This window comes from Xylanimonas sp. McL0601 (assembly GCF_049852175.1).
Classification (GTDB): Bacteria; Actinomycetota; Actinomycetes; order Actinomycetales; family Cellulomonadaceae; genus Xylanimonas.
This window is the reverse complement of the sequence record NZ_CP187527.1, coordinates 572,643-597,856: the sequence shown is the minus strand read 5'-3', so window position 1 is coordinate 597,856 and position 25,214 is coordinate 572,643. Positions and strand designations below refer to the sequence as shown.

The window sequence follows — 25,214 nt, the reverse complement described above, 5'->3', positions numbered from 1 at the left end:
GGGGGTGCGGGGCCAGTCTACCGGGGCGGGAGGTGATCGCCGCCCGCCGACCTGACCGACGCCGAGTCTCACTTTTTGTGCTCTGACGTGCGATGACACAAGTGACACCACTATTGGTGTTGCCATGACACCACGCGTGGTGTCATAGTGGCGTCATGGACCTCACGCGGTACGTGGACGACCTTCAGCACCGGCTCGCCGAGGCGGCCGAGCTCGGGGGCGACGACGCCCGGCAGCTCGCCCAGCGCCTCGCCGCGCCGCTCGACACCGCCGTGCGCCTCGTGCTCCTCGACGCGCTCTCGGTCGCCGCCGGAGAGATCTCCACCGAGCTCGCACCCGGATCGGTCGACGTGCGCCTGCGCGGCGGCGAGCCCGAGTTCGTCGTCGCGGTCGCCGAACCTGGCGGCGGCGCGCCGGCCACCCCTGGCTCGGCCCCCGCCACCCTGCACGCACCCGCCTCCCCGGTCGCCCCGGCGCCGGACGGCGACGAGGCCACCACCACCCGCACCACCCTGCGCCTGCCCGACCACCTCAAGACGCAGGTCGAGGTCGCCGCCGTCCGCGACGGCGTCTCGGTCAACACGTGGCTCGTGCGCGCGGTCGCCGCCGCGCTCGAACCCGCCCCCGACCGCACTGCCCGCACCGGGCGGTCCGGCGGCACCCACGTCACGGGCTGGGTGCGCTGAGCGCCCGCCTGCCGAGACTCCAGGAGCCCCCCATGACCAGTTTTCCCGTTTCCGCACAAATCACCGCGGTCGTCGACCTGACCGTCGGTACCCTCCACGTCGTGGCGAGCGACCGTGACGACGTCGTCGTCACCATCCTGCCCACCAACCCGGGCAAGGCGGCCGACGCCCGCACGGCACAGGACACCACCGTCGAGTTCGCGAACGACGTGCTCACCGTCCAGGGCCCGCGCTCCGTCAAGCAGTACCTGATGGGCGCGCGGGGCACCGTCGACGCCACGATCGAGCTGCCCACCGGCTCCACCCTCACCGGCAAGGTCTGGGCCGGGTCCCTCTACACCGAGGGCCGGCTCGCGAGCGTGGACGTCACCGTCTCGGCCGGGAGCGCGCGCATCGACGAGGCGGGACGGCTCGGCCTCCGGGCGAGCGCCGGCAGCGTCGTCGTCGGCCGCGTCACCGGGCCCACCGACGTGCGCGCGGCCGCCGGGTCCGTCCGGGTCCGCGAGGTCGTCGGCGACGCCGTCGTCAAGTCGTCCAACGGCGACACCACCATCGGCTCCGTCACCGGGTCCCTGACCGTCTCCGGCGCGCACGGCGAGATCATCATCGGGCGCGTGCGCGGCACCGTGAACGCCAAGGCGAGCTCCGGCGGCATCCGGGTCGACAGCATCGACGCCGGCAGCCTGACCCTTGCCACCTCGTACGGCTCGGTCGAGGTCGGCGTGCCCGAGGGCACCGCCGCCTGGCTCGATGCCTCCTCGAAGTACGGCAACGTCCGCAACCTGCTCGAGCCCTCCGACGCGCCCGTCGACGAGGGGAACGCGGTCGAGGTCCACGCCACCACCAGCTACGGGGACGTGATCGTCCGGCGCCCCGAGTCCACGTCCCCGTTCACGTCGACCGGGGTCTGACGCACCACCGACCCGCTCCACCAGCACCACGAAGGGAGTTGTGCCATGACGTCACCAGCCATCCAGGTCACCGACCTGCGCAAGTCGTTCGGGGAGAACGACGTCCTCCAGGGCGTGACCTTCGAGGTCCAGCGTGGCGAGATCTTCGCCCTGCTCGGCTCGAACGGCGCCGGCAAGACCACGACCATCAACATCATCTCGACGCTGCTCAAGGCCGACGGCGGCACCGCCGTCCTGGCCGGGCATGACGTCGCCGCCGACGCCGCCGGTGTCCGCAAGGCGATCTCGCTGACGGGGCAGTTCGCCGCCGTCGACGAGATCCTCACGGGCCGCGAGAACCTCGAGCTCATCGCCACGCTGCGCCGCGAGGCCTCGCCGAAGCAGGCGGCGACCGACCTGCTCGCCCGGTTCGGCCTCACCGAGGCCGCCGACCGCCGGGCCGGCACCTACTCGGGCGGCATGAAGCGCCGCCTCGACATCGCGATGAGCCTCGTGGGCACGCCCGAGGTGATCTTCCTCGACGAGCCCACCACCGGCCTCGACCCCGAGGGTCGCCTCGAGGTGTGGAAGACGGTCAAGGAGCTCGCCGACGGCGGCACCACGATCCTGCTGACCACGCAGTACCTCGACGAGGCGGAGGCCCTGGCCGACCGCATCGCCATCCTGCACGGCGGCACGATCATCGCGAACGGCACGCTCGGCGAGCTCAAGGCGATGTTCCCGCCGGCCACGGTCGAGTACGTCGAGAAGCAACCTTCGCTCGAGGAGATCTTCCTCGCCATCACCGGCAAGATCCCCGCACCCGCCACGGCTTCGAAGGAGGTCCAGTGATGTTCCGCGACACCACCGCCCTGACCGGGCGTCTCATGAAGCAGATCACCCGCAGCCCGGACACCATCATCACGGTGGCAGTCACGCCGCTGGCCCTGTTCCTGCTGTTCCGCTACGTGTTCGGCGGGGCGATCCAGGGCACCGGGAACTACACCAACTACCTGCTCCCCGGGATCCTGCTCATCACGGTCGCCTCGGGCGTGGCCTACACCGCGTTCCGGCTGTTCAACGACAAGTCGAAGGGCATCAACGCGCGGTTCTCGACGATGCCGATCGCCCGCTCGGCCGTCCTGTGGTCGCACGTGCTCACGTCGATGGTGTCCAACCTCGTCACCGTGGTCATCATCATCGGCGTCGCGTTCGCGATGGGCTTCCGCCCGGTCGCCTCGTTCGCGGGCTGGCTCGGCTTCACGGGGCTCATGGCACTCTTCACGCTGACGCTCACATGGCTGGCCGTGATCCCGGGCCTGACCGCGAGCACCGTCGAGGGCGCCTCGGCGTTCTCCTACCCGCTGATCTTCCTGCCGTTCCTGTCGTCGGCGTTCGTGCCGACGGAGACGATGCCGGGCCCGGTCAAGTGGTTCGCGGAGAACCAGCCGGTGACCTCGATCGTCGAGTCGATGCGCTCGCTGATCGAGGGGCAGCCGGTCGGCAACGACATCTGGGTCGCGCTGGCGTGGATGCTCGGCATCGGGGCGGTCGCGTACTTCTTCGCGGTCCGCATCTACAACAAGACGGCGAGCTGACCCACCCCGCCCCTCCCTTTCGACGTCGCACCTGCTGGCGTTCTGAGACCCAGAACGCCAGCAGGTGCGACGTCGAAAGGGCTAGACGAGGGGCGTGCCCGTCAGGCGCTCGTAGGCCTCCAGATAGCGGGCCCGCGTGTGGCTCACCACGCCGGCGGGAAGGGCCGGCGGCGCGGTGTCGGCCGCCCTGTCCCAGCCCGACGCCGACGACGTGAGCCAGTCGCGCAGCACCTGCTTGTCGAAGCTCGGCTGGGGTCGGCCCGGCTCCCACTCGTCGGCGGGCCAGAATCGCGACGAGTCCGGGGTCAGCACCTCGTCGCCCAGCACGACGGCGCCCGTCGCCGGGTCGACGCCGAACTCCAGCTTGGTGTCCGCGAGGATGATGCCCCGCTCGCGGGCGACCTGCTCGGCCCGCGCGTAGACGGCAAGCGTGAGGTCGCGCAGCGTCGCGGCGACGTCCGCCCCGAGACGCTCGGCGACGACGTCGAACGAGACGTTCTCGTCGTGCTCGCCGACCTCCGCCTTGGTGGCCGGCGTGAAGATCGGATCGGGCAGGCGCGAGCCGTCCACGAGCCCTGCCGGCAGGCGGATGCCGGTGACCTCGCCCGACTCCCGGTACTCCGCGAGCCCCGAGCCCGTGAGGTAGCCGCGGGCCACGCACTCGACCGGGTACATCTGCAGGCGCTTGCAGATCATCGCGCGGCCGCCGACGACGTCGGGCACCAGGCCGTCGAACGGCTCGGCGCTGGCCTCCACGGAGACCACGTGGTTGGGCACGATGTCGGCGAGCTGCTCGAACCACCACAGGCTGAGCTGCGTGAGCACCACGCCCTTGTCCGGGATGCCGGGGCTCAGCACGTGGTCGAAGGCGCTCATCCGGTCGGCCGCGACGACGAGCACGACGTCGCCCAGCGGGTGCGCCCCGCCGAGCGCGGGCAGGTCGGGCTCGTACAGGTCGCGTACCTTGCCCGAGTAGACGTGCCGCCAGCCGGGCAGGTCCAGGGCCCCACCGGCAAAGGCGTCGCCGGCGACAAGCGAATCGGTCACGAGGTGTGTCCTCTCAGAGGGTGGTGGGGACCGCGATCTCGCCGCGGGCCGCCTTCAGGGCGATGTCGGTGCGGTGCTGCGAGCCGTCGAGGCCGATGAGGGCGACACCCTCGTAGGCGCGGTCGCGGGCGGCGTCGAGCGTCTCTCCCTCGGCGATCACCGAGAGCACGCGGCCGCCGGCCGCGACGAGCGCGCCGTCCGCCGTCAGGGCCGTGCCGGCGTGCAGCACGTGCACGCCGTCGAGCGCCTCGGCGTCGGCGATGCCCGTGATCACGTCACCGTTGCGGACCGTGCCGGGGTAGCCGTGCGAGGCGACGACGACGTTGACGACGGGCGACGGCGACCAGCGGAGCGGCTCGAGCTCGCCGAGGCCGCCGGTCGCGGAGGCGAGCAGCACCCGCGACAGCGGCGTCTGCAGGCGCGCGAGCACCACCTGCGTCTCCGGGTCGCCGAAGCGCGCGTTGAACTCGACGACGCGCGTGCCGCGCGAGGTGAGCGCCAGGCCCACGTAGAGCACGCCGGCGAACGGGGTGCCGCGGCGCGCCATCTCGTCGACGGTCGGCTGGGCGATGCGCTCGACGACCTCGTCCACGAGGCCGGCCGGCGCCCAGTCGAGCGGCGAGTAGGCGCCCATGCCGCCCGTGTTGGGGCCCTCGTCCAGGTCGAAGATCCGCTTGAAGTCCTGGGCGGGCTGCAGCGGCACCACGTGGGTGCCGTCGGAGATCACGAAGACCGAGACCTCGGGCCCGTCGAGGTAGGCCTCGACCACCACGCGGCCGGCGTCCCCGCGAGCCGCGAGCGCCTCCCGCGCGTGCTCCAGCGCGGCGTCCCGGTCGGACGTCACGACGACGCCCTTGCCCGCGGCGAGGCCGTCGTCCTTGACGACGTACGGCGCGCCGAACGCGTCGAGTGCGGCGGCGACCTCGTCGATCGTGGTGCACACGTGCGCCAGCGCCGTCGGCACGCCTGCGGCGGCCATGACGTCCTTGGCGTACGCCTTCGAGCCCTCGAGCTGCGCGGCGGCCGCCGTCGGGCCGAACACCGGGAAGCCCGCGGCGGCGACGGCGTCGGCGACGCCCGCCACCAGCGGTGCCTCGGGCCCGACGACGACGAGGTCGACGCGCAGCTCCTGCGCGAGCGCGGCCACGGCGGCGCCGTCGTTCGCGTCGACGGGGTGGAGCGCGGCCTCGCGCCCGATGCCCGGGTTGCCGGGCGCGGCGTGCAGCTCGTGCGCAGCGCCGTCCGGGGTCTCGGCAGCGAGGGCGTGGACGATGGCGTGCTCGCGGGCACCGGTCCCGACGACGAGGATCTTCACGCGCGCAGTCTACGAAAGCCGTGGGACGCAGGCGGCGGGTGACCGGGGACGAACCCTGGCCACCCGCCGTCGCACGGGATCGTCGCCGTCAGCGGGCGTGGATCAGGTCGTGGACCGGGATGATCTCGTCGCGGCGCGGGCCGACGCCCACCGCCGAGATGCGCGACCCCGAGATGTCCTCGATGAAGCGCAGGTACGCCTGCGCGTTCGCCGGCAGGTCCTCGATGGCGCGGGCCCCTGAGATGTCCTCCCACCAGCCCGGCAGCTCCTCGTAGATCGGCTTGGCGTGGTGGAACGCGCTCTGGTCGTCGGGCATCTCGTCGAAGCGCTCGCCGTCGACGTCGTACGCGACGCACACCGGGACCTTGTCCATGCCGGTGAGCACGTCGAGCTTGGTGACGACAAGGTCCGTCAGGCCGTTGATGCGCGAGGCGTAGCGCGCGATGACCGAGTCGTACCAGCCGGTGCGGCGCGCGCGGCCCGTGGTGACGCCGTACTCGCCGCCGGTCTTGCGCAGGTACTCGCCCGAGTCGTCGAACAGCTCGGTGGGGAACGGGCCCTCGCCCACGCGCGTGGTGTAGGCCTTGATGACGCCGATGACGGAGTCGATGCGCGTCGGGCCGATGCCCGAGCCCGTCACCGCGCCGCCCGCCGTGGCCGACGACGACGTCACGAACGGGTAGGTGCCGTGGTCGATGTCGAGCATCGTGGCCTGGCCGGCCTCGAACAGCAGCGTCTTGCCCGCGTCGAGCGCGTTGTTGAGTACCAGCGGCGTGTTGGCGACCATCGGCTTGAGCCGGTCGGCGTACGCCAGCAGCTCGTCCGTGACGGCGTCGACGTCGGCTGCGCGCCGGTTGTACACCTTGACGAGCAGGTGGTTCTTCTGGTCGAGGGAGCCCTCGACCTTGTCGTGCAGGATCTTGGGGTCGAACAGATCCGCGATGCGGATGCCCAGCCGGTTGATCTTGTCGGCGTACGCCGGCCCGATGCCGCGCCCGGTGGTGCCGATGCGGCGCTTGCCGAGGAAGCGTTCCGTCACCTTGTCCAGCGTGCGGTGGTACGACGTGATGACGTGGGCCTGGCTGCTGACCAGGAGCCGCGAGACGTCGACACCGCGCTCGACGAGCGCGTCGAGCTCCTCGAACAGCACCTCGATGTCGACGACGACGCCGTTGCCGATCACCGGGACGACGCCCTCGGACAGGATCCCCGAGGGCAGCAGGTGCAGGGCGTACTTCTCGTCGCCGATGACCACCGTGTGACCGGCGTTGTTGCCGCCGTTGAACTTCACGACGTAGTCGACGCGGGACCCGAGCAGGTCCGTCGCCTTGCCCTTGCCCTCATCGCCCCACTGGGCACCGACGAGCACGACCGCTGGCATGGGGATCCTCTCCCTTGGATGGCACGGGGGCCGCGGGCCGCTCCCCCGTGGGACGTTCCAGCGAGGGGCTCGGTCGCCGGGCCGCTGGGCAGTTTACCCGGAGTTGACCTTCGGGCCGCGGCGAAGTGTCGTACCCTCGGCTGCATGATCGAGTCGGCTGCATGATCGAGATCGCGACGTCGTCCACGACGACGACCCTCGTGATCACCGGCGACCTCGATCTCGCCGAGCGCGACCAGTTCCCGGAGATCGCGTCCCGGGTGGTGGGCCTGCGGCGACAGCTCCTCGTCATCGACATGTGCCGTGTGACGTTCATGGACTCCACGGGCGCGGCGTTCCTCATCTCGCTGGCCGACTCCGGCCGCAAGCGCGGCGGCGCCACGGTGCTGCGGGGCGCCGACGAGCGCGACCTGTTCGTGCTCGAGGTGTGCGGGGCGCTCGACATGTTCCGCGTGGACGGCGACCACGGCTGCGGGGGCACCTCGACGAGCACCGCGGCGTTCAGCCCGCCCGAGGGTGGCGGGCAGGTCCCTGGGGTTGCGCCGACCGAGCCGCGCGCACCGGACGCGGCGTCGCTGCCGCAGCGCAGGCGGCCGACGGCGTCCTGAACGGCGCGCCAGTAAACCTGCCGTAGATGGTCGTCCTGACCTGCAGTCATGCGTCGATGGTCGTGGGTGGTGCAAGCTCGGGATGGGTGTCGTCACCGCGAGCGGGACCAGGCGGGGAGGTGGGCAAGGCTTCGGGTCATGCCGCGCATGCGGCGCCCTCCGTGGGGGCGGACGAGGAGGACTCTTCACGTCAGGAGCGCTGGGTCCTTTGCCCGCTCCTGGACCACACCTCGAAGTCACGCCTTCTCACCCCCGTGAGCCCTTGACCAGCGCTGACACCGCTGGGCTACTATCCCTGCTAGCCAAACTGGTTGCTGGGGGCAAGCCACCTCAGTCAGTTGGCGAGCGCACTCCACCAGCTTCCGAGAAGGCATCACACGACTCGAAGAGAATGGATTGACACCAATGCGAGTCGCGCGATCTGCCGCTTCCGCGGTCCTCTTGGCCACCGTGGCGATAACGACGGCGCCGGCAATCTCCGCTTCAGCCGCATCGTGCAGCCCGGGTTTCGCATGCGGCTGGAGCGCGAATGCCTTCACAGGAACGCAGAAGTCATTCTACCTGAACACCGAGTACTGGGCCGACTACGGCTTCTCGAACCAGGCCAACGGGATCTGGGCGAACGGAACGTCCTGCGGCCAGACTAGGTTCTACGACTCCGAGTACGCTTTGGGGAACTACATTCTGCTCAAGAGCCAGTCTATCTATGGCACGAGCTACCATGACGACGTGCTCGACAACGGCAGCCCGCTCGGGTCTGGCAACACGGGCGACTGGGATGACAAGATCAGTACGTCCTGGTTCACCGAGTGCAACTGGTGAGGAGGCGGCTGAGGTTCGTTGTCCCGGCTTGCGCCGCAGCGCTAGGAGTTCTTGCGGCGCTCGCGGGATGTGGCCGTGGCACGGAACCGGAACAGGTTCCTGCAGAATTCCGCGGGATCAACCTCAAGGCCGAGCTTGATCCGGCGACGGGCGCGGTGACATTGCCCTATGACCGTTTGAGCCTGACTCGTGAAGAAGAGTCGATTCTCTCGGTTGCCTCGTCGACGGTGCTGAGTCAGTGCGGTCTCGAGCACGGTGTCCGGTTCACGCCGCCGACTCCTCGGTACGATCCCGTCTATGCGTCGGAGCAGTACTTTGGTCCGTGGACGAAGGACCAGGCGCGCCAGTTCGGATTCGTCGCACCGCAGACTGAGGCGGATCTGTACTTCAACGGGATCGAGGGGGTCGAGGCGCCCGTGGGTCCACACTCTCCCGTGCCCAACCAGAACCTGACCGACGCCGACTGGAAAACGCTCTCTGAGAAGTGCGAGGGGCTGGCAGAGTCGAGCGCTTACAGCCAGGCCGAGATTCAAGTCGGCCCGTGGATTGAGGCGTTGGACCGCGTCAACGACGAGCTCGACCACGACAAGCGTGCGCGTGGCCTCATCGACGAGCTCTCCGACTGTTATGCGCGCTCAGGGCTGGAGCCGGGTGGCAAGATATGGTGGCTGCCCCAGGGTGGTCGGAACAGATCGGTCACGGAGGACCAGATCTCCCTCGCGCTGGCCGTGGTGGACTGCAAGGACTCGATAGACTTCACGAACCGGATGGCGCAGATCCAGGCGCAACTGCAGGCGCCGATCATCATCAAGTACGCGGACGATCTCATCGCCAGGCGCCAATTCATCGACAAGACGGTCGCGTCAGCGCGCGAACTCATCGCGAAGAACAAGGTTCCATGACGGCGGTGATGTCACGGGATTTGCCAGCGAATGCGAATCATGCATTGGCAACGGAAGGTGCGCCGCGCAAGATCCGCCGTTCGCGCTGGCTCTGGGGGTGGGTGGTCGTATGCCTGATTCTGACAGTCGGCGCGTTCGCCGTCGGGACGCAAGTTCGCTCACCGTGGGACGACGCGATCGCAAGGGCTAAAGCGGTTCCCGCGGTGACCGCCGCAGTGGAAGATCGCACGCTCGCCGCCGAGGTGCCGTCGTGGTCCGCACAGGTCTCCCTCGGTAGACAGGAGACAGTCCCCGCCCCTGCGCCCGCCGGCGCGCGCGCCGTGGTCACGGCAACCGTTGCTCGCGTTCACGACACCGTGCGCTCCGGGGACACGCTTCTGGAGGTCTCGGGTCGTCCACTTATCGTGCTGGAGCTGCCGTTCCCGCTCTACCGGGATCTCGGCCCTGGGACGTCTGGCCCTGACGTCGAAGCGCTGCAGAAGGTGCTCGCAGACCTCGACATCTATGCGGCACCGCTGGACGGAGAGTACGGCCCGGCCACGGCGGCAGGAGTCGAACGACTTTACGACAGGGTCGGCTATCCGGCTCCCGAACCGTCGCCTGAGGCGCGACAGGCGGTCAGCACTGCGAACGAAGAGTTCGCGCTGGCGAAGGCAGACGACCCACCCAACCCGGACCGGATCAGCAAGGCGACGCAAGCGCTCGCGGACGCGCGGCGAGCAGCTCTCACGCCACTGCCCGCCGCAGAGGTCGTAGCCGTACCAGAAGGAGGCGCGACGGTCGTCGCCCGGGCAGACGTCGGTTCCACCCTCGATGACGCCGAGGGCGGCGTGGCGACATTGCGCACCGGATCGCCGGTGGTCGATGTACGGATACCCGTGGACTTGCGAGAACAGTACCCACCGGAATCTCAGGTCACCGTCCGCACTGCCCATGGGAAGTCGTCTGAACCTGGGCGGGTTCTGGCAGTGAGCGACTTCCAGGCCGCGTCGGGCGCAGACACTGCCCCGGGGTACGACGTGACGGTCGCCCTCGATCGGGGGACCGGGTTCGGCGACGGCGAAGAGGTACTAGTGACGCCCGCGGCCGCACCCGAGCCGGTGAGCGGGCTCGCGGTTCCGTTGGTCGCGGTTCATGAGGACAGCGCAGGGAAGTACCTGCTTCGCGTGGTGACGCCGATCGATAGCGCCGTCCCGACGCGAACCGAGAGGGTCGACATCGAGGTGCAGGCCACAGGCGACGGGTACGCGGTCGTGGAGTCCGCAGCGCTGGCAGAGGGCGACATCGTCCTGGTTTCCGAGGCGCGATGACGGTGCTCGTGGCCGAGGGCGTGCACAAGACGTACCGTGGCGATCCGCCGGTCGAAGTGTTGCGCGGCGTGGACCTCGCGGTCGGAGCGGGCGAGCGCGTCGCAATCGTCGGACCGTCCGGGTCGGGCAAGTCCACCCTCTTGAACATTGTCGGCCTACTCGACACGCCCACAGTCGGTACCTACCGGTTGCTCGGTGAGGACACGAGTTTCCTGCGCGGTCGCCGTCGCGACGCGATGCGCGCCGCGGTACTCGGGTTCGTGTTCCAGGACAATCACATACTCGGGCATCGCACGGTCGCTGAGAATCTTGAGGTGCGCCTTGCTATCACCGGCACGGCACGGTCGAAGCGTGGCGCAATGATCGACGCGGCCCTGCATCGGGTAGGGCTCAGCCATCGGCGCGACGCCTCTGCAGGACTGCTGTCTGGGGGGGAAGCGCAGCGTCTCGCGGTCGCCCGTGCGGTCGTGTCCGAACCGCGTGTCCTTCTCGCCGATGAGCCCACGGGCAACCTCGACCCCGACAACGCCACAAGCATCCTGGAACTCTTTGACGAGCAAGCGTCGACCGGCGTCGCCGTTGCCGTGATCACCCACGACCCGAGGATCGCGACGTGGGCGGACCGTGCGTTGCGCCTGAGTGACGGGCTCCTGCACCCGGGGCAGGAGAGGTGAGTCCGCTCAGACGCGCCGCCGACACCGTTCGCGATGTCACCGTCGAGCTGCACGCGAGACGCTCGCGGACCGTGCTTCTCATCCTGGCCGTCGCCCTCAGCACCGGTGCGCTCCTGGCGTCCTGGTCGATCTCCGCGACCGCCGCACGGCAGGTGGATGCCGACCTGGCCGCCTCCACGCTCCGCGAGCTCACCGTGACCGGCTCTGGCGGAGACTCCGGCGAGAGGCTGTTCCCTTCGGACGCGGCAGATCGAGCCGAGGCGCTGGATGGGGTAGAAGCCGCTGGTCTCCGGTTGAACGTCTCCGACTTCACCTCTGTGCGGGTGTCCAGAGGTGGTGTCGCCCTTCGTGTCGACCCCGACGACGACCAAGAGCCGCCCGTTGTGGGAGTCAGCGAAGGCTACCTGCGCGCGAGCGGCACCAGCCTCACCGCGGCGACCGCTTGGCTCCTTGGCACCGAACACCGTGTGGTGCTTCTCGGGACAGCTGCCGCGCAGCAACTGGACATCCCCATCACCAGCGTGCCCACCGGACTCACAGTCCTCCTCGACGACGTGCCGTACTCGATCGCCGGATTCCTGGACGGTGGCACCAGCGGACTCGGGGAAGCCGTTGTCGTTCCGTATCCCTTGGCGACAGAGTTCACCGGCTCGGACACGGAAGCGACAATGCTCGTCCGGACGGCGCCTGGAGCCGGACCCGCGATCGCATCGGTGATCAGGTTGGCGGTCCGGCCAGAAGCGCCCGAACGACTCGTCTCCTCGCAGGTGGTCGACGTCGCCATGCTGCGCACCGGGGTGTCGACCCAGCTCGGGAGGTTCGCGGCCTGGGCCGGTGGGCTCCTGCTGGTGCTGACGACGCTGCTGATCGCGAACGCGATGATCGTCTCGGTCACGTCCCGTAAGGCCGAGATCGGTCTCCGGCGCGCCATGGGTGCCACCCGACGTTCGGTTGCGGGGCTGTTCCTCATGGAAGCCGCGATCTGCGCTGGGATCGGAGGAGTGGCGGGCGGTGCGCTCGCCACCGTGGCGACCGTCGTGGTTTCAGCGCTCAACGACTGGACAGCTTCCGTCGGTATCGTGACGACGGTCGCCGGCCCAGTGATCGGGGCGCTCGCGGGCATCGTCTCGTCCGTCTACCCGGCCATGCGCGCAGCCAGGACAGAACCGGCGCAAGCGGTGCGCTCGGCCTGAGCACGCCGTGGTCAGCGGCGCTGCATCGCGAGCGACCCCACCGGCTGCTTGAGCTTGGCCCACACGAGCTTGCCCGACCCGGCCGGGCGCCAGCCCCAGTCGGCCAGGCGCTCGACGATCTGCATGCCGAACCCGCCGACCCGGTTGTGGTGCCCGTCGGTCGTCACGGGCGGCGCCGGGTTGGCGTCCTCGACCTCGATGCGCATACCGTCGCCCGTGTCGAACAGGCGCAGCGAGATGTTGCCCCACCCGTGCAGCACGCCGTTCGCCACCAGCTCGGAGACCACCAGCTCGGCCGACGCCGAGTCCGCGAGCCCCCACGCCTGGCACGAGCGCAGCACCGCGTGCCGTGCCCGCCCGATCGAGGCGGGCTCGCTGGGCAGGAGCCAGCGCCGCGAGCGCGGGCTGAGCCCGGGCGTGGTCGCGTCGGCCACCGGGTCGGGCAGCCGCACGACGACGATGGCGACGTCGTCCTCGGGCGCGTCGGCGAGGCGGGACAGCAGCTCCTCGCCCACGCCCGCGGCGTCGCGCGCGGTGATGTGCGCCGAGGTTTCGACCAACGCCTCGAGGCCCACCTTGAGCGAGCGGTCGCGCCGCTCGATGAGGCCGTCCGTGTAGAAGAGCAGCACGTCGCCCGGCAGGAGCACCTCGTGCGCCGTCTTGCGCTCGATGAACCCGAACCCGACGAGCGACCCGGCGCTGCCGTCGAGCTGGCGCACGGTGTGGTTGCGCAGCAGCAGCGGCGGCAGGTGCCCGGCGCGCGTGTACTCCATGTCCCACGACTCGTCCGGCTGTACCTCGCCGGGCACGTCGCTCTCCGCCCGGGTCCGCTGACGCAACGTCGCGTAGACCAGGCTCGCCGAGCGCGGGATGCGCATGCCTTGCACCAGCGTGTCGACCCGGTCGAGCACCACGCTCGGCGTCGTGAGCTCGTAGGCGTAGGACCGCACCACGGACCGCAGCTGGCCCATCGCGGCGGCGGCCTCGACGTCGTGCCCGACGACGTCGCCGATCACCAGGCCGACCGTGGCGCCGTCGATGTCGAGCACGTCGTACCAGTCGCCGCCCACCTGTGCGTGCTCCGCGTTCGGCGCGTAGTAGGTCCAGACGTCGAGCCCGGTCACGTCGGCCTGCTCGGGGAGCATCGCGCGCTGCAGGGCCTCCGCAAGCCGGTGCTCGCGGGCATACAGGCGCGCGTTGTCGATCGCGGTGCCGGCGCGGCGGGCCACGACCTCGACGACGGTGCGGACGTCGTCGGGCTCGCTGAGCGCGCTCGAGAACGGGTCGACGGCGCCGACCCCGGCCTGGTCGCCGCTCCACGTGACCAGGAGGCCCAGCACCTGGCGCCGCCCGCCCACCGCGTGCACGACGACGGAGCCCGGGCGCACGCCGGTCTCGTCGAGCACGCGGCGCACGAGGTCGCGGCGCAGCCAGCCGGACGCCGAGTACGGCGGGTACTCGACGTCCAGGCGCACCAGCACCGGCCCGTCGACCAGCCCGTCGAGGAGGTCCTGGACGGCGTCGACGGCCTCGAGGCCGCGCGGCGGGTGCTGGGAGTCGGCGTCGGACAGCCCGGGCTCGGCGTCGACGACGTAGCGCGCGTGCCGGCGCCCGCGGCCGCCGGGCGGGGCGGCGACGTCGATGCCGTCCGCGTGCAGCAGGCCGTCGTGGTTCAGGTAGAACGCGGCCCACGGCACGACGGAGCGCAGGAGCTCCGCGATGTCGCGCAGCGCATACGGGTACTCGAGGTCGCCGAGCAGCTCCGTGGTCTGGGCGATGAGGTCGAGGTCGGCGCGCTGGCGGCGCTCGACGGCCAGCGTCTGCAGCTGTGCGGAGCGCTCGTCGACGTACGCGGACACGTCCACGCTCACGCCGAGGAAGTGCGTGACGCGCCCGGACGCGTCGCGACGCGGCGTGAACGTCACGTGCGACCAGTAGGTCTCCCCGGAGGCGGTGCGGCACTGCATCGTGAAAGCGCCACCCTCGCCCGAGGCGAGCGCCGGCACGGCGACGCCGCCGGCCGCCGGGTCGACCAGCACGTGCTCGAGAGGGCCGAGAGTCGCGCGTCCGGGCGTGACGGGCGGCGCGCTGACGCCGACGGTGAGACCCGTCTTGCGGACGAACGCGTCGTTCACCCACTGGAGAGGCAGGCCGTCGTCGTACGAACCGGTGAGGAACATGCACAGCGTCGTGCCCTCGGCGAGCTCCGCGAACAGGTCGGGGGAAGGCGTGGTGTTCGCACCGGGGATCTCGGCCATTCACCCTCCGTCCTGCGGTTTGAGACACGACACATGGTGTCTTTGCTGGTCACTTAACCGTAGTGTGGTCCCCGACAGCACGCGAGGCCGCGGCACTCGAGAGGAGCACCGTGCGGGACACATCCGACCCGAAGTCCGCCACTCTCGGCGGGACTGGCGTGGACCACGGTCTGCCGGAGCTCGGCGACCCGGCGAGCGTCCACCTCATCGTCGGTGCCTCCCGGGCACGCATCGTCCTCTCGGGCGAGATCGACGCCGACATCGGCCCAGAGCTGGGCGAGGCGACGGCCGAGGTCGAGGCGACGGGGCTGCCGGTCGAGATCGACGCCCACCACATCACGTTCATGGACTCGTCGGGGGTCGCGTTCCTGGCCCGGCTGGCGTCCCGCATGCCGCACAAGGTCCGCATCCTGCGGGCGCCGCCGACGGTGAAGTTCCTCCTCGAGGTCACGCGCATCGGCGAGCTCCTCGAGATCGTGGACGAGGACCAGGGCCTCGACTGACCTACGCACGACCGACCTACGCACGACGAAGCGCGGAGGAGGCCCCCACCCAGGTCGGGTGGGGGCCTCCGTCAGCGTGAGCCGAGCAGGTCAGCGCATCTTCTGACCGGCCGAGCGGAGCTGCTGGCTGGCCTCGATGATGCGCTGGGCCATGCCGGCCTCAGCGGCCTTCGCCCAGGCGCGCGGGTCGTACTGCTTCTTGTTGCCGATCTCGCCGTCGGCCTTGATGACGCCGTCGTAGTGCTTGAGCATCCAGTCGGCCACGGGACGCGTGTAGGCGTACTGGGTGTCGGTGTCGATGTTCATCTTGATGACACCGTTGTCGACGGCCTCGGCGATCTCCTCGGCCGTCGAGCCCGAGCCACCGTGGAACACGAGGTCGAACGGGTTGACCTTGCCGATCTCGTCGCCGACGGCCTTCTGGATGTCGGCGAGGATCGACGGGCGCAGCTTGACGGCGCCCGGCTTGTACACGCCGTGCACGTTGCCGAAGGTCAGGGCCGTCAGGTAGCGACCCTTCTCGCCGGCACCGAGGGCGCGGACCGTGGCGAGGCCGTCCTCAGCCGTGGTGTAGAGCTTCTCGTTGATCTCCGCGACGTGGCCGTCCTCCTCGCCACCGACGACGCCGACCTCGATCTCGAGGATCGTGCGCGCGGCCTGCGAGAGGTCCAGCAGCTCGGCGGCGATGACCAGGTTCTCGTCCAGCGGGATGTCCGAGCCGTCGAACATGTGCGACTGGAACGTCGGGTTGAGGCCCTTCTTGACCTGCTCCGCCTCGAGGGCGAGGAGCGGGCGGACCCACGAGTCCAGGTTCTTCTTGACGCAGTGGTCGGTGTGCAGCGCGATGTTCACGCTGTAGTTCTTGGCCACCTCGGTCGCGTACGCGGCGAGCGCGAGCGAGCCGGCGATGCGGTCCTTGATGGTCGAACCCGACGCGTACTCGGCGCCGCCCACGGAGACCTGGATGATGCCGTCCGACTCGGCCTCCGCGAAGCCCTGGATGGCGGCGGTGACGGTCGAGGACGACGTGATGTTGACCGCGGGGTAGGCGAACTTGCCAGCCTTCGCCCGGTCGATCATCTCGGCGTAGACCTCAGGGGTTGCGATGGGCATCGTTGATACTCCAGCCAGACAGTTGGGGATTTGCCTCCCGCATCTTCCCACGCCTGTGGCCTGACCGTCATTCCGACGTCCGATGCTGCAGCGCCCACGCGAACATCGCGATCGCTCCGGCCGCGCCCGCGTTGAGCGAGCGCGTCGACCCGTGCTGCGTGATGTGGACGACGACGTCACACACCGCCTGCATCGCGGGCGTCAGGCCGCTGGACTCCTGGCCGAGCACCAGCACGCACCGCGGCGGGAGAGCGAAACCCTCGAGGGGCACCGACCCGGGCACGTTGTCCACACCGATCAGCGGCAGCCGGCCGCCGTCCGGCCCGGCCGTCGCGGCCCACTCCGCGACGGCCGCAGCGTCCGGGTGGTGGTGGACGTGCAGGTAACGGTCGGTCACCATCGCGCCGCGGCGGTTCCACCGCCGTCGGCCGACGACGTGGACCCCCGCCACGTTGTACGCGTTGGCGGTGCGGACCACCGAGCCGATGTTGAGGTCGTGCGCCCAGTTCTCGATGGCCACGTGGAGGAACCGCTCGGGGTCCCGGCGGGCATCCAGGTCGGCGACGATCGCCTCGACCGACCAGTAGCGGTACCGGTCGAGCACGTTCCGGGTGTCCCCCAGCTCGAGCAGCTGCGGGTCGAACTGCCACCCGGACGGCCGCTCGCCGCCCCAGGGCCCGACCCCGACCCCAACGCCCGCGCGAACGTCGCGGTTCGTCTCGCCATCGGCCGCATGGCGTGACGAACCGCTGCGGTCGCCGGGGTCAGGCAAGGTCGACCCTCAGGGCGGCGGCCGACGCACGGGCGCGGGCGCGGGCCTGCTCGACGTCGCCGCCGCGGGCCAGGGTGACCGCGACGCGGCGCCGACCGTCGACGCGAGGCTTGCCGAACAGGCGCACCTGGGCGGTCGGGACGGCGAGCGCCGCGTCGACGCCGTCGAACACCGGCACGCCGCTGCCGTCGGCCAGCACCGCGCACGACGCCGCGGCCTCCTGTCCGGGGCCGCCCACCGGGGAGGGCGCCGCCACCGGGAGCCCCAGCACCGCGCGCGCGTGCAGCCCGAACTCGCTGACGTCCTGGCTGGCCAGCGTGACCAGGCCGGTGTCGTGGGGGCGAGGGCTGACCTCGGAGAAGAGCACGTCGTCGCCCACCACGAACAGCTCCACGCCGAACAGGCCCCAGCCGCCGAGCGCCTGCGTGACCGCCCCAGCGACCGCCCGGGCCGCGTCGAGGGCTGCGGCGCTCATGGGGGCGGGCTGCCACGACTCGCGGTAGTCCCCGTCCACCTGGACGTGCCCGACCGGCGGGCAGAACACCGTCCCGGTCTCGCCGTCGGCGCCCCGGGACCGCACCGTGAGCAGCGTGATCTCGTAGTCGAAGTCGACGAACCCCTCGACGATGACGCGGACTCCGGCACCCTCGGACGCCGTCGCGCGGCCGCCCGTCTGCGCGTACGCCCACGCGCGCTCGACGTCGTCGGGCGTGCGGAGCACGGACTGTCCCTTGCCGGACGACGACATGACCGGCTTGACCACGCACGGCAGGCCGAGCTCGCCGACGGCGGCGCGCAGGTCGTCGAGCGTGTCGACGAAGCGATACGGCGAGGTGGGCAGGCCGAGCTCCTCGGCGGCGAGGCGGCGGATGCCCTCGCGGTCCATGGTGAGCTGCGTGGCCCGCGCCGTCGGCACCACGCGCACGTCGGCGGACTCGACCTCGGCGAGCACATGCGTGGCGATGGCCTCGATCTCGGGGATCACCACGTCTGGGCGCTCGGCGCCGAGCACGGCGCGCAGGGCGGCGGCGTCGAGCATGTCGACGACGTGGCTGCGGTGCGCGACCTGCATCGCGGGCGCGTGGTCGTACCGGTCGACGGCGACGACCTCGGCGCCCAGGCGCTGGAGCTCGATCGCGACCTCCTTGCCGAGCTCGCCCGAGCCGAGCAGGAGCACCCGCGTGGCGTATGGGCTCAGCGGCGTGCCGAGCGTGCCCTTCGTGGCACGTCCCGGTGTGGGGTTGGTGGAGGACGAGGCGCTCGTGGCGGGACGCGAGGTCATACCGGCATCCTGCCCCAGTACGCTCGGCCGCATGCAGATGCTCGCGCTCGTCGCTGGTCCCGCGCACACGCTCGGGCCGAGCTGGATGGACCCGTCGTCGCTCATCCACGGGTTCCTGGAGAGCTACGGCAGCTGGGCGATCCTCGCGATCGCCTGCATCATCTTCATCGAGACGGGGCTGCTGTTCCCGATCCTGCCCGGCGACTCGCTGCTGTTCATGGCCGGTGCGTTCACCGCGCAGCACTCGATGCCGCTGCCGCTGCCCGTCGTGATGATCGTGCTGTTCAGCGCGGCCGTGCTGGGCAACTCGACCGGGTACACCCTGGGCCGGGTCTTCGGGCCCAAGCTCTTCGACCGGCCCGACTCGCGCATCTTCAAGCGGCGCTACATCGACCAGACGCAGTCGTACTTCGACAAGTACGGCGGCCGCACCATCACCATCGCGCAGTTCGTGCCCTTCGTGCGCACCTACGCGCCCGTGGCCTCGGGCATCGGGAAGATGCCGTTCCGGCACTTCATCACGTTCAACGCGATGGGCGCGGCGCTCTGGGCCGCGGGCATCACGCTGGTCGGCTACCTGCTGGGCAACATCACGTTCGTCAAGGACCACGTCGAGGCGCTGGTGCTCCTCATCGTGCTCGTGTCCGTGGTGCCGATGGCGGTCGAGGTGATGCGGGAGCGCCGCAAGCTCGCGCGAGCCGCAGCCGGCTCGGCCGAGGGCGCCGACGGCGCCGAGCCCGACACCCGCGACGCCCTGCCAGGTACCTTCGACGACGACGGCACGCACCCGCCGCGCCACGCACGCTGACCCGCCCCACCCCCTTCCGGAGGACAACGATGACCCGCCCGATCGAGTCGTGGCTCACCGACATGGACGGCGTCCTGGTGCACGAGGGGCACGCGATCCCCGGCGCGCCCGAGTTCATCACCGCGCTGCGCGACGCCGACCGACCCTTCCTCGTGCTCACGAACAACTCGATCTTCACCCCGCGCGACCTGCGCGCGCGGCTGGCGACGAGCGGCATCGACCTGCCGGAGAAGTCGATCTGGACCTCGGCGCTCGCCACCGCCCAGTTCCTGAGCGACCAGGTGCCCAACGGCTCGGCATACGCGATCGGCGAGGCCGGCCTCACGACGGCGCTGTACGAGGCGGGATACACGCTCACCGAGTCGGGTCCCGACTACGTGGTGCTCGGCGAGACCCGCACGTACTCGTTCGAGGCGATCACCAAGGCCATCCGCCTCATCCAGGGTGGCGCGCGGTTCATCGCCACGAACCCGGACACGACGGGCCCCTCGCTCGACGGCCCGCTGCCCGCGACGGGCGCGGTCGCGGCGCTCATCACGGCCGCCACGGGCCGCAAGCCGTACTACGTCGGAAAGCCCAACCCGATGATGTTTCGCTCGGCGCTCAACCGCATCGACGCGCACTCCGAGGTCACGGCGATGGTCGGTGACCGCATGGACACCGACGTCGTGGCGGGTATCGAGGCGGGCCTGGAGACGTTCCTTGTCATGACGGGCTCCACGCGCCCCGAGGACGTGAACAAGTACCCGTTCCGCCCGTCTCGCGTGGTCGACTCGGTCGCCAACCTGATCGAGCTGGTCTGACCCCGGTCAGGCCAGGCCCACGTCCTCCAGCGAGAACAGCGGGTGGTACGGGACGCCCAGCGCCTCGATCTTCTCGCCGGCGCCCGTGGCGCGGTCGACGATCGTCGCGACCGCCACGACCTCGGCGCCCGCCGCGCGGCACGCCTCGATCGCCGCGATGGGGCTGTCGCCCGTCGTCGTCGTGTCCTCGACGACGACGACGCGGCGGCCCGTGACGTCCGGGCCCTCGATCTGCCGCTGCATACCGTGCGCCTTGGCCGCCTTGCGCACGACGAACGCGTCCAGGTCCTGCCCGCGCGACGCCGCGGCATGCAGCAGCGCGTCGGCGATCGGGTCCGCGCCCAGCGTGAGGCCGCCGACGGCGTCGATGTCCGCGGTGCCGAAGCCGAGCTCCTCCAGGTGGTCGAGCATGACGTGGCCGACGAGCGGGGCCGCGCGGTGGTGGAGCGTGATGCGTCGCAGGTCGACGTAGTAGTCGGCCTCCTTGCCGGACGACAACGTCACCTTGCCGTGCACGATCGCGAGCTGCTTGATGAGCTCGAGGAGCTGCTCGCGGGGGGTCGGGGAGAAGTCAGCTGCGTGGGTCACGGGACCAGGGTACGGGCCAGGCGATGATGGACCCGTGAGCATCACGGACAACGCCGTCTACGTCGACGGCCACCGCGCCGACAGCCCGCCGAGCCTCGAGCTGACCCTCGAGACCATGCAGGCGTGCGGTGGGATCGGCTGGATCGACCTCCTGCAGCCGTCGCCGGAGGAGATCCGCGCCGTCGCGAACGAGCTCGGGCTGCACGAGCTCGCCGTCGAGGACGCGGTCAACGCCCACCAGCGCAGCAAGCTGGAGCGGTACGACGACGTCCTGTTCGTCGTCCTGCACCCCGCCCGGTACCTGGACGGGCCGGAGCAGGTCGAGTTCAGCGAGCTGCACGTGTTCGTCGGGCCCACGTTCGTGGTGTCGGTGCGCCGGTCCGAGTTCCCGCACGTCAGCCCCGTGCGCAAGGCGCTCGAGGCACGGCCCGACCTGCTGCGGCTGGGGCCGCTCGCGATCCTGCACGCGCTGCTCGACCGCGTCGTCGACGAGTACCAGCCGGTCGTCGCCGGGCTGGAGAACGACATCGACGAGATCGAGGACCAGCTCTTCAGCCGGGACCCGGCCGTGTCGCGGCGCATCTACGAGCTCGCGCGCGAGGTCATGACGTTCCAGCGCGCCACCCGCCCGCTGGTGGCGATCGCGCGGACGCTCGAGAGCGGGCGCGCGTTCGAGGACAGCCCCGGCGCGGGCGCCGCGACCGGGGACGGCGGCCTCGACGTCGAGCTGCAGCGCGCCCTGCGCGACGTGCTCGACCACGCGATCCGGTACGCCGACCGCGGCGACGAGTTCCGCGCCCTCCTCGACAACGCGCTCACGGTGCACGCGACGCTCGTCGCCCAGGAGCAGAACGAGGAGGTGCGGCACATGACCGAGGCCTCGCTCAAGCAGGCGGAGGCCGCCAAGAAGATCTCGTCCTGGGCGGCGATCTTCTTCGCGCCGACGCTCGTGGCCGGCATCTACGGCATGAACTTCAGGCACATCCCGGAGCTCGGCTGGTTCTGGGGGTACCCGTTCGCGCTGGGGCTGATGGTGGTCGCGGCGTTCGTGCTCTACCGGGTCTTCAAGCGGGTCGACTGGTTGTAGCGGTCAGCGGTACTTGCCGACCGCGCGCACCACTCCGCGCGGGGCCACGCGCAGGAACGCCGACGCCGCCTTGTAGCGCAGCGACGGCGTCGACAGCACGACGCCGCGGCGCACGTCCGCGAGCGCGTCCGCCACGACGCGCGGGGCCTCGAGCCATGCGATCTCCGGCAGCCCCGACATGTCGGCGTGCGCCCGCGCGTGGAACTCGGTGTGGGTGAACCCGGGCGCGACGACCGTCGCGGTCACGCCGGTGCCCCTGAGCTCGGACGCGAGTCCTTCGGTGAACGACCGCACCCAGGCCTTGTCGGCGGCGTACGTGCCGCTGGCCGTGAGCGCAGCGACCGAGCCGACGTTGAGGATCGCGCCCCGCCCGCGGTGCGTCATCTGCCCCACCGCGGCGTGGCAGAGGACGAGCACGGACCGCACCATGACGTCGAGCGCCTTCAGCTCGATGTCGACGTCGCCGTCGACGAACCGCTGGCTGGTGCCGAACCCGGCGTTGTTGACCAGCAGGCCGACGGCGCGGAGCGACTGCCCCGGCTCCTCGCCCGTCAGGCGCAGCCGCGCGGCGACGCGCTCGACGTCGTCGTCCACGGACAGGTCGGCCTGGATGACCTCGACGTCGACGCCGGCGGCCGCGCGGATCTGCGTGGCGACGTCCTCCAGACGGGCCTTGTCACGCGCGACCAGCACCAGGTGGTGACGGGCCGTGGCGAGCTGCCAGGCGAACTCCAGACCGAGGCCGGCGGTCGCGCCGGTGACGAGGGCGGTTCCCATGGCCCCACCCTACGCAGCGGGTGCAGGCCGGCGCGCGAACACGACGAGCCGTCCGCAGACCGCCACCGGCTGCTGCCACGGCGAAGGTGCTCGGGGCACGACGTCCGGCGGGCGGTCGTCGCAGGTGATCGGCCGGGTGCGACGAAGGAGGGCTACCGCGCCGTCGCGAGCGTCGGGGTGGCGGCCTGCAGGGCGCGCGTGTACGCGTGCTGCGGGTCGGTCCACACCGCCTCCGTGGTGCCCTGCTCGACGATCTCTCCCCCGCGCATGACGGCGACCCGGTCGCACAGGTGGCGGACCACCGCCAGGTCGTGCGAGACCAGCACCAGGGTCAGGCCCCGCTCGTCGGCCACGCGGGCCAGAAGCTCGAGGACCTGGGCCCGCACCGAGACGTCGAGCGCGCTCACGGGCTCGTCCGCCACCAGCACCCGCGGGCGGCACACGAGGGCCCGCGCGATCGAGATGCGCTGCCGCTGCCCGCCGCTGAACTGGTGCGGGTAGCGCTCCGCCGCGTCGTCGGGCAGCCTGACGGCGTCGAGCATCTCGCGCACCAGCGCGCGCCGGCCGCCCCTCGTCGCGGCCTCGGGGATCGAGCGCCGGTTGGCGGGGTTCAGCAGCGGCTCGGCGACGATGTCCGCGACGGTCATGCGGGGGTCGAGCGAGCCCATCGGGTCCTGGAACACCATCTGCAGGTCGCTGCGCACCCGTGCGAGCTCGCGCGGACCCGCGACTCCCCGGCGCCCGGCACCCGGTCCCGCGAGCGTCACGCCGGCCACCTCGATGGTGCCCGACGTCGGCACGTCGAGCCCCGCGAGCAGCCGCAGCGCCGTCGTCTTCCCGGACCCGGACTCGCCGACGATCCCGAACCGCTCGCCCGCGGCTACCTGCAGCGACACTCCGCGCAGGGCGTCGACGACGACGCGGCGACCGCGGTGGTACTGCTTGGTCACGTCGTCGAGCCGGATGACCGGGCCGTCGCCCCCAGCGTTGGTTGAGCCTGTCGAAACCACCACCGCCGTCGTCTGAGTGGTCTCGACGGGCTCGACCACCGAGGGCGGCGGCTTCCTGCCGAAGGCCTGGGAGAGGTCCGACGCCGCCAGCAGCGTGCGCGTGTACGCGTGCTGCGGGCGCGCGAACACCTCCTCGACGAGCCCCTCCTCGACGATCGACCCGTCCTTCATCACCAGCACCCGCTCGCACACCCGCGACACCACGGCGAGGTCGTGCGTGATGAACAGCAGCCCGGTGCCGCGCCGGGCCACGAGCTCGCCCATGAGCTCCAGCACCTGCGCCTGGACCGTGACGTCGAGCGCCGTCGTCGGCTCGTCCGCGACCAGCAGGGCGGGGTCGTTGGCCAGGGCCATCGCGATCATGATGCGCTGGCGCTGCCCACCCGAGAGCTGGTGCGGGTAGGCGCGCGCGGCGGCGGCCGGGTCCGGCAGCCCGACCTCGGTCAGCAGCTCGACGACGCGCGCGCGAACCGCGGCCGAGCGCCGCCGGCCGATGCCGCCGTCGTGCAGCGTGATGGCCTCGGCTACCTGCCGGCCGACCCGGACCAGCGGGTCGAGCGCCGTCATCGGCTCCTGGAACACCATCGACATGAGCGAGCCGCGCAGCGGCGCGAGCCGGCGGTCGTTGCGCGCGAGCAGGTCACGCTCGCCGGCGACGTCGACCGTGCCCTTCGCGGTGAGGTTGTCCGGCAGCAGGCCCAGCACGGCGAGGGCGGTGAGCGACTTGCCGCTCCCGGACTCGCCGATGAGGCCGACGCGCTCGCCGGTGCCGACCGTCAGGGCGACCCCCTCGAGCAGGGTGCGGTGGCCCGTGCGGACGGCGAGGTCCGTGATACGCAGGGCGAGCGGCGTGGTCCCGACGGGCTCGACCACCGGGAGCGAGGGCGTCATCGCACCCCCTTGAGGCGCGGGTCCAGCACGTCACGCAGACCGTCGCCCAGCAGGTTGAAGCCCAGCACCGCGACCGCGATGGCGACGCCGGGCGCGAGCGCCAGGTAGTCGTGCACGCCGAGGTAGGGCTGCGACTCCTGCAGCATGCGGCCCCACGACGGTGTCGGAGGGGCGGTGCCGAGGCCGAGGTACGACAACGCGGCCTCGGCGAGCACCGCCAGGCCGAATGTCACCGAGCACTGCACCACGACGATGCCCGCGATGTTCGGCAGGACGTGGCGCCCGGCGATCGCCCGCGGCGACCGGTTCGCGGCGCGCGCCGCGAGGACGTAGTCGGTGCGCATCACCTGCAGCGTGCCCGACCGGGCGACCCGCGCGAACGCCGGGATCGCGCCGATGCCGAGGGCGACCATCGCCGTCGTCGTCCCCGCGCCGAACGCGGCGCCGAGGATGATCGCCAGCAGCAGGCCGGGGAACGCCAGGAGCACGTCCGACCCGCGCATGAGCAGCGTCCCCGTCGCCCCGCCGCGCATCCCGGCCACGATGCCGACCGGCACGCCGACGATCGCGGCGATGCCGACGGCGACCACGCCGACGTAGAGCGTGGTGCGCGCGCCGACCATGATCTGCGAGAACACGTCGCGGCCGAACCGGTCCGTGCCGAACCAGTGCGCGGCGCTCGGGGCCTGGAGGCGGTCGGCCGGGACGGCGCGGACAGGGTCGTACGGGGTCCACACGAACGAGACGACGGCGAGCGCGACGACGACCAGCACCAGCGCGGCACCGATCACCAGCTGGAGGTGCACGCCGGGCTGCCGCCGCGGGCCGACGGCGGCGGCATCCGGCAGCTCGGCACTCGGCGGCAGGACGCTCATCTCGGGGCCCCCGCGAGAGCG

General features: G+C 71.2%; 25 protein-coding genes. 14 read left to right on the top strand and 11 right to left on the bottom strand.

Annotation, left to right across the window (positions count from 1 at the left end):
- Nucleotides 1-155 precede the first annotated feature (155 nt).
- Genes ACO4JP_RS02700 through ACO4JP_RS02685 form a run of 4 tightly spaced genes read left to right on the top strand, consistent with a single transcriptional unit; the run spans nucleotide 156 to nucleotide 3,174 of the window.
- Nucleotides 156-686 carry a histidine kinase gene (locus ACO4JP_RS02700; RefSeq protein ID WP_425955861.1) on the top strand — a complete coding sequence of 177 codons (531 nt, stop codon included), beginning with the start codon at nucleotides 156-158 and terminating at the stop codon, nucleotides 684-686.
- Nucleotides 687-718: 32 nt separating this feature from the next.
- The gene (locus tag ACO4JP_RS02695; RefSeq protein WP_425955860.1) at nucleotides 719-1,597 is read left to right on the top strand and encodes a DUF4097 family beta strand repeat-containing protein; all 879 of its coding nucleotides are present in this window, start codon (nucleotides 719-721) and stop codon (nucleotides 1,595-1,597) included.
- Between the two features lie 45 nt (nucleotides 1,598-1,642).
- Nucleotides 1,643-2,428 carry an ABC transporter ATP-binding protein gene (locus ACO4JP_RS02690; protein WP_425955859.1) on the top strand — a complete coding sequence of 262 codons (786 nt, stop codon included), beginning with the start codon at nucleotides 1,643-1,645 and terminating at the stop codon, nucleotides 2,426-2,428.
- Nucleotides 2,428-3,174: an ABC transporter permease gene (locus ACO4JP_RS02685; RefSeq protein ID WP_425955858.1), complete on the top strand. Its 747-nt coding sequence runs from the start codon at nucleotides 2,428-2,430 to the stop codon at nucleotides 3,172-3,174. Before ACO4JP_RS02690 ends, ACO4JP_RS02685 begins: the two co-directional genes overlap by 1 nt.
- Nucleotides 3,175-3,255: 81 nt before the next feature.
- On the opposite strand, the gene ACO4JP_RS02680 is transcribed toward ACO4JP_RS02685, so the two are convergent.
- The 3 genes from ACO4JP_RS02680 to ACO4JP_RS02670 all read right to left on the bottom strand — a co-directional run bounded on the left by ACO4JP_RS02680 (nucleotide 3,256) and on the right by ACO4JP_RS02670 (nucleotide 6,917).
- Nucleotides 3,256-4,221: a phosphoribosylaminoimidazolesuccinocarboxamide synthase gene (locus tag ACO4JP_RS02680; RefSeq protein ID WP_425955857.1), complete on the bottom strand. Its 966-nt coding sequence runs from the start codon at nucleotides 4,219-4,221 to the stop codon at nucleotides 3,256-3,258.
- Between the two features lie 13 nt (nucleotides 4,222-4,234).
- The gene (gene purD, locus ACO4JP_RS02675) at nucleotides 4,235-5,536 is read right to left on the bottom strand and encodes a phosphoribosylamine--glycine ligase (protein WP_425955856.1); all 1,302 of its coding nucleotides are present in this window, start codon (nucleotides 5,534-5,536) and stop codon (nucleotides 4,235-4,237) included.
- A gap of 88 nt (nucleotides 5,537-5,624) precedes the next feature.
- Entirely contained in the window at nucleotides 5,625-6,917 is a 1,293-nt protein-coding gene (locus ACO4JP_RS02670) for an adenylosuccinate synthase (protein ID WP_425955855.1), read from the bottom strand.
- A 161-nt stretch (nucleotides 6,918-7,078) separates the two neighbouring features.
- On the opposite strand from ACO4JP_RS02670, the gene ACO4JP_RS02665 reads away from it, so the two are divergent.
- The 6 genes from ACO4JP_RS02665 to ACO4JP_RS02640 all read left to right on the top strand — a co-directional run bounded on the left by ACO4JP_RS02665 (nucleotide 7,079) and on the right by ACO4JP_RS02640 (nucleotide 12,426).
- Nucleotides 7,079-7,525: an STAS domain-containing protein gene (locus tag ACO4JP_RS02665; protein ID WP_425955854.1), complete on the top strand. Its 447-nt coding sequence runs from the start codon at nucleotides 7,079-7,081 to the stop codon at nucleotides 7,523-7,525.
- A gap of 441 nt (nucleotides 7,526-7,966) precedes the next feature.
- The gene (locus tag ACO4JP_RS02660; protein WP_425955853.1) at nucleotides 7,967-8,347 is read left to right on the top strand and encodes a hypothetical protein; all 381 of its coding nucleotides are present in this window, start codon (nucleotides 7,967-7,969) and stop codon (nucleotides 8,345-8,347) included.
- Entirely contained in the window at nucleotides 8,335-9,249 is a 915-nt protein-coding gene (locus tag ACO4JP_RS02655; RefSeq protein WP_425955852.1) for a hypothetical protein, read from the top strand. Before ACO4JP_RS02660 ends, ACO4JP_RS02655 begins: the two co-directional genes overlap by 13 nt.
- Nucleotides 9,246-10,559 (top strand): peptidoglycan-binding domain-containing protein, encoded by a 1,314-nt coding sequence (locus ACO4JP_RS02650; protein ID WP_425955851.1) that lies wholly within the window; start codon nucleotides 9,246-9,248, stop codon nucleotides 10,557-10,559. Before ACO4JP_RS02655 ends, ACO4JP_RS02650 begins: the two co-directional genes overlap by 4 nt.
- A complete protein-coding gene (locus tag ACO4JP_RS02645; RefSeq protein ID WP_425955850.1) occupies nucleotides 10,556-11,233 on the top strand; it encodes an ABC transporter ATP-binding protein in 678 nt (225 codons plus the stop codon). Before ACO4JP_RS02650 ends, ACO4JP_RS02645 begins: the two co-directional genes overlap by 4 nt.
- 71 nt (nucleotides 11,234-11,304) lie before the next feature.
- Entirely contained in the window at nucleotides 11,305-12,426 is a 1,122-nt protein-coding gene (locus tag ACO4JP_RS02640; protein ID WP_425955849.1) for an ABC transporter permease, read from the top strand.
- 11 nt (nucleotides 12,427-12,437) lie between these two features.
- Here the strand turns inward: ACO4JP_RS02640 and ACO4JP_RS02635 are convergent, their stop codons facing one another.
- The gene (locus ACO4JP_RS02635; protein WP_425955848.1) at nucleotides 12,438-14,684 is read right to left on the bottom strand and encodes a SpoIIE family protein phosphatase; all 2,247 of its coding nucleotides are present in this window, start codon (nucleotides 14,682-14,684) and stop codon (nucleotides 12,438-12,440) included.
- Nucleotides 14,685-14,794: 110 nt separating this feature from the next.
- Here ACO4JP_RS02635 and ACO4JP_RS02630 point away from each other — a divergent pair, with 110 nt between their 5' ends.
- The gene (locus tag ACO4JP_RS02630) at nucleotides 14,795-15,187 is read left to right on the top strand and encodes an STAS domain-containing protein (protein ID WP_425955847.1); all 393 of its coding nucleotides are present in this window, start codon (nucleotides 14,795-14,797) and stop codon (nucleotides 15,185-15,187) included.
- Nucleotides 15,188-15,277: 90 nt separating this feature from the next.
- Here ACO4JP_RS02630 and fbaA read toward each other — a convergent pair whose 3' ends face one another.
- From fbaA to purT, 3 genes are all read right to left on the bottom strand, one after another.
- On the bottom strand, nucleotides 15,278-16,300 hold the full coding sequence (fbaA, locus tag ACO4JP_RS02625) for a class II fructose-bisphosphate aldolase (RefSeq protein ID WP_425955846.1): 1,023 nt from the start codon (nucleotides 16,298-16,300) through the stop codon (nucleotides 15,278-15,280).
- A 67-nt stretch (nucleotides 16,301-16,367) separates the two neighbouring features.
- Nucleotides 16,368-17,072, bottom strand: coding sequence for a TrmH family RNA methyltransferase (locus ACO4JP_RS02620; protein ID WP_425955845.1), 705 nt, complete (start codon nucleotides 17,070-17,072; stop codon nucleotides 16,368-16,370).
- Nucleotides 17,065-18,354 carry a formate-dependent phosphoribosylglycinamide formyltransferase gene (purT, locus tag ACO4JP_RS02615; RefSeq protein WP_425955844.1) on the bottom strand — a complete coding sequence of 430 codons (1,290 nt, stop codon included), beginning with the start codon at nucleotides 18,352-18,354 and terminating at the stop codon, nucleotides 17,065-17,067. The genes ACO4JP_RS02620 and purT overlap by 8 nt, the downstream gene beginning before the upstream one ends.
- Nucleotides 18,355-18,385: 31 nt before the next feature.
- Between purT and ACO4JP_RS02610 the strand changes: the two genes are divergently transcribed.
- Together ACO4JP_RS02610 and ACO4JP_RS02605 are read left to right on the top strand one after the other, a co-directional pair.
- Entirely contained in the window at nucleotides 18,386-19,162 is a 777-nt protein-coding gene (locus ACO4JP_RS02610) for a VTT domain-containing protein (RefSeq protein WP_425955843.1), read from the top strand.
- A gap of 29 nt (nucleotides 19,163-19,191) precedes the next feature.
- On the top strand, nucleotides 19,192-19,965 hold the full coding sequence (locus ACO4JP_RS02605) for an HAD-IIA family hydrolase (RefSeq protein ID WP_425955842.1): 774 nt from the start codon (nucleotides 19,192-19,194) through the stop codon (nucleotides 19,963-19,965).
- 6 nt (nucleotides 19,966-19,971) lie between these two features.
- Here the strand turns inward: ACO4JP_RS02605 and pyrE are convergent, their stop codons facing one another.
- Entirely contained in the window at nucleotides 19,972-20,553 is a 582-nt protein-coding gene (gene pyrE, locus ACO4JP_RS02600; protein ID WP_425955841.1) for an orotate phosphoribosyltransferase, read from the bottom strand.
- A gap of 34 nt (nucleotides 20,554-20,587) precedes the next feature.
- Between pyrE and ACO4JP_RS02595 the strand changes: the two genes are divergently transcribed.
- Nucleotides 20,588-21,640, top strand: coding sequence for a magnesium and cobalt transport protein CorA (locus tag ACO4JP_RS02595; protein WP_425955840.1), 1,053 nt, complete (start codon nucleotides 20,588-20,590; stop codon nucleotides 21,638-21,640).
- 3 nt (nucleotides 21,641-21,643) lie between these two features.
- On the opposite strand, the gene ACO4JP_RS02590 is transcribed toward ACO4JP_RS02595, so the two are convergent.
- The 3 genes from ACO4JP_RS02590 to ACO4JP_RS02580 form a co-directional block, all read right to left on the bottom strand.
- Nucleotides 21,644-22,417: an SDR family NAD(P)-dependent oxidoreductase gene (locus tag ACO4JP_RS02590; protein WP_425955839.1), complete on the bottom strand. Its 774-nt coding sequence runs from the start codon at nucleotides 22,415-22,417 to the stop codon at nucleotides 21,644-21,646.
- Nucleotides 22,418-22,569: 152 nt separating this feature from the next.
- Nucleotides 22,570-24,318, bottom strand: coding sequence for a dipeptide ABC transporter ATP-binding protein (locus tag ACO4JP_RS02585; RefSeq protein ID WP_425955838.1), 1,749 nt, complete (start codon nucleotides 24,316-24,318; stop codon nucleotides 22,570-22,572).
- On the bottom strand, nucleotides 24,315-25,193 hold the full coding sequence (locus ACO4JP_RS02580) for an ABC transporter permease (RefSeq protein WP_425955837.1): 879 nt from the start codon (nucleotides 25,191-25,193) through the stop codon (nucleotides 24,315-24,317). The genes ACO4JP_RS02585 and ACO4JP_RS02580 overlap by 4 nt, the downstream gene beginning before the upstream one ends.
- Nucleotides 25,194-25,214 lie beyond the last annotated feature (21 nt).

What these genes read in the sequence shown, in the direction of transcription:
- ACO4JP_RS02700 (WP_425955861.1), top strand. Translation starts at nt 156, where the DNA reads ATGGACCTCACGCGGTACGTGGACGACCTTCAGCACCGGCTCGCCGAG.
- ACO4JP_RS02695 (WP_425955860.1), top strand. Translation starts at nt 719, where the DNA reads ATGACCAGTTTTCCCGTTTCCGCACAAATCACCGCGGTCGTCGACCTG.
- ACO4JP_RS02690 (WP_425955859.1), top strand. Translation starts at nt 1,643, where the DNA reads ATGACGTCACCAGCCATCCAGGTCACCGACCTGCGCAAGTCGTTCGGG.
- ACO4JP_RS02685 (WP_425955858.1), top strand. Translation starts at nt 2,428, where the DNA reads ATGTTCCGCGACACCACCGCCCTGACCGGGCGTCTCATGAAGCAGATC.
- ACO4JP_RS02670 (WP_425955855.1), bottom strand. Translation starts at nt 6,917, where the DNA reads ATGCCAGCGGTCGTGCTCGTCGGTGCCCAGTGGGGCGATGAGGGCAAG.
- ACO4JP_RS02665 (WP_425955854.1), top strand. Translation starts at nt 7,079, where the DNA reads ATGATCGAGATCGCGACGTCGTCCACGACGACGACCCTCGTGATCACC.
- ACO4JP_RS02650 (WP_425955851.1), top strand. Translation starts at nt 9,246, where the DNA reads ATGACGGCGGTGATGTCACGGGATTTGCCAGCGAATGCGAATCATGCA.
- ACO4JP_RS02645 (WP_425955850.1), top strand. Translation starts at nt 10,556, where the DNA reads ATGACGGTGCTCGTGGCCGAGGGCGTGCACAAGACGTACCGTGGCGAT.
- ACO4JP_RS02635 (WP_425955848.1), bottom strand. Translation starts at nt 14,684, where the DNA reads ATGGCCGAGATCCCCGGTGCGAACACCACGCCTTCCCCCGACCTGTTC.
- fbaA (WP_425955846.1), bottom strand. Translation starts at nt 16,300, where the DNA reads ATGCCCATCGCAACCCCTGAGGTCTACGCCGAGATGATCGACCGGGCG.
- purT (WP_425955844.1), bottom strand. Translation starts at nt 18,354, where the DNA reads ATGACCTCGCGTCCCGCCACGAGCGCCTCGTCCTCCACCAACCCCACA.
- ACO4JP_RS02610 (WP_425955843.1), top strand. Translation starts at nt 18,386, where the DNA reads ATGCAGATGCTCGCGCTCGTCGCTGGTCCCGCGCACACGCTCGGGCCG.
- ACO4JP_RS02605 (WP_425955842.1), top strand. Translation starts at nt 19,192, where the DNA reads ATGACCCGCCCGATCGAGTCGTGGCTCACCGACATGGACGGCGTCCTG.
- ACO4JP_RS02590 (WP_425955839.1), bottom strand. Translation starts at nt 22,417, where the DNA reads ATGGGAACCGCCCTCGTCACCGGCGCGACCGCCGGCCTCGGTCTGGAG.
- ACO4JP_RS02585 (WP_425955838.1), bottom strand. Translation starts at nt 24,318, where the DNA reads ATGACGCCCTCGCTCCCGGTGGTCGAGCCCGTCGGGACCACGCCGCTC.
- ACO4JP_RS02580 (WP_425955837.1), bottom strand. Translation starts at nt 25,193, where the DNA reads ATGAGCGTCCTGCCGCCGAGTGCCGAGCTGCCGGATGCCGCCGCCGTC.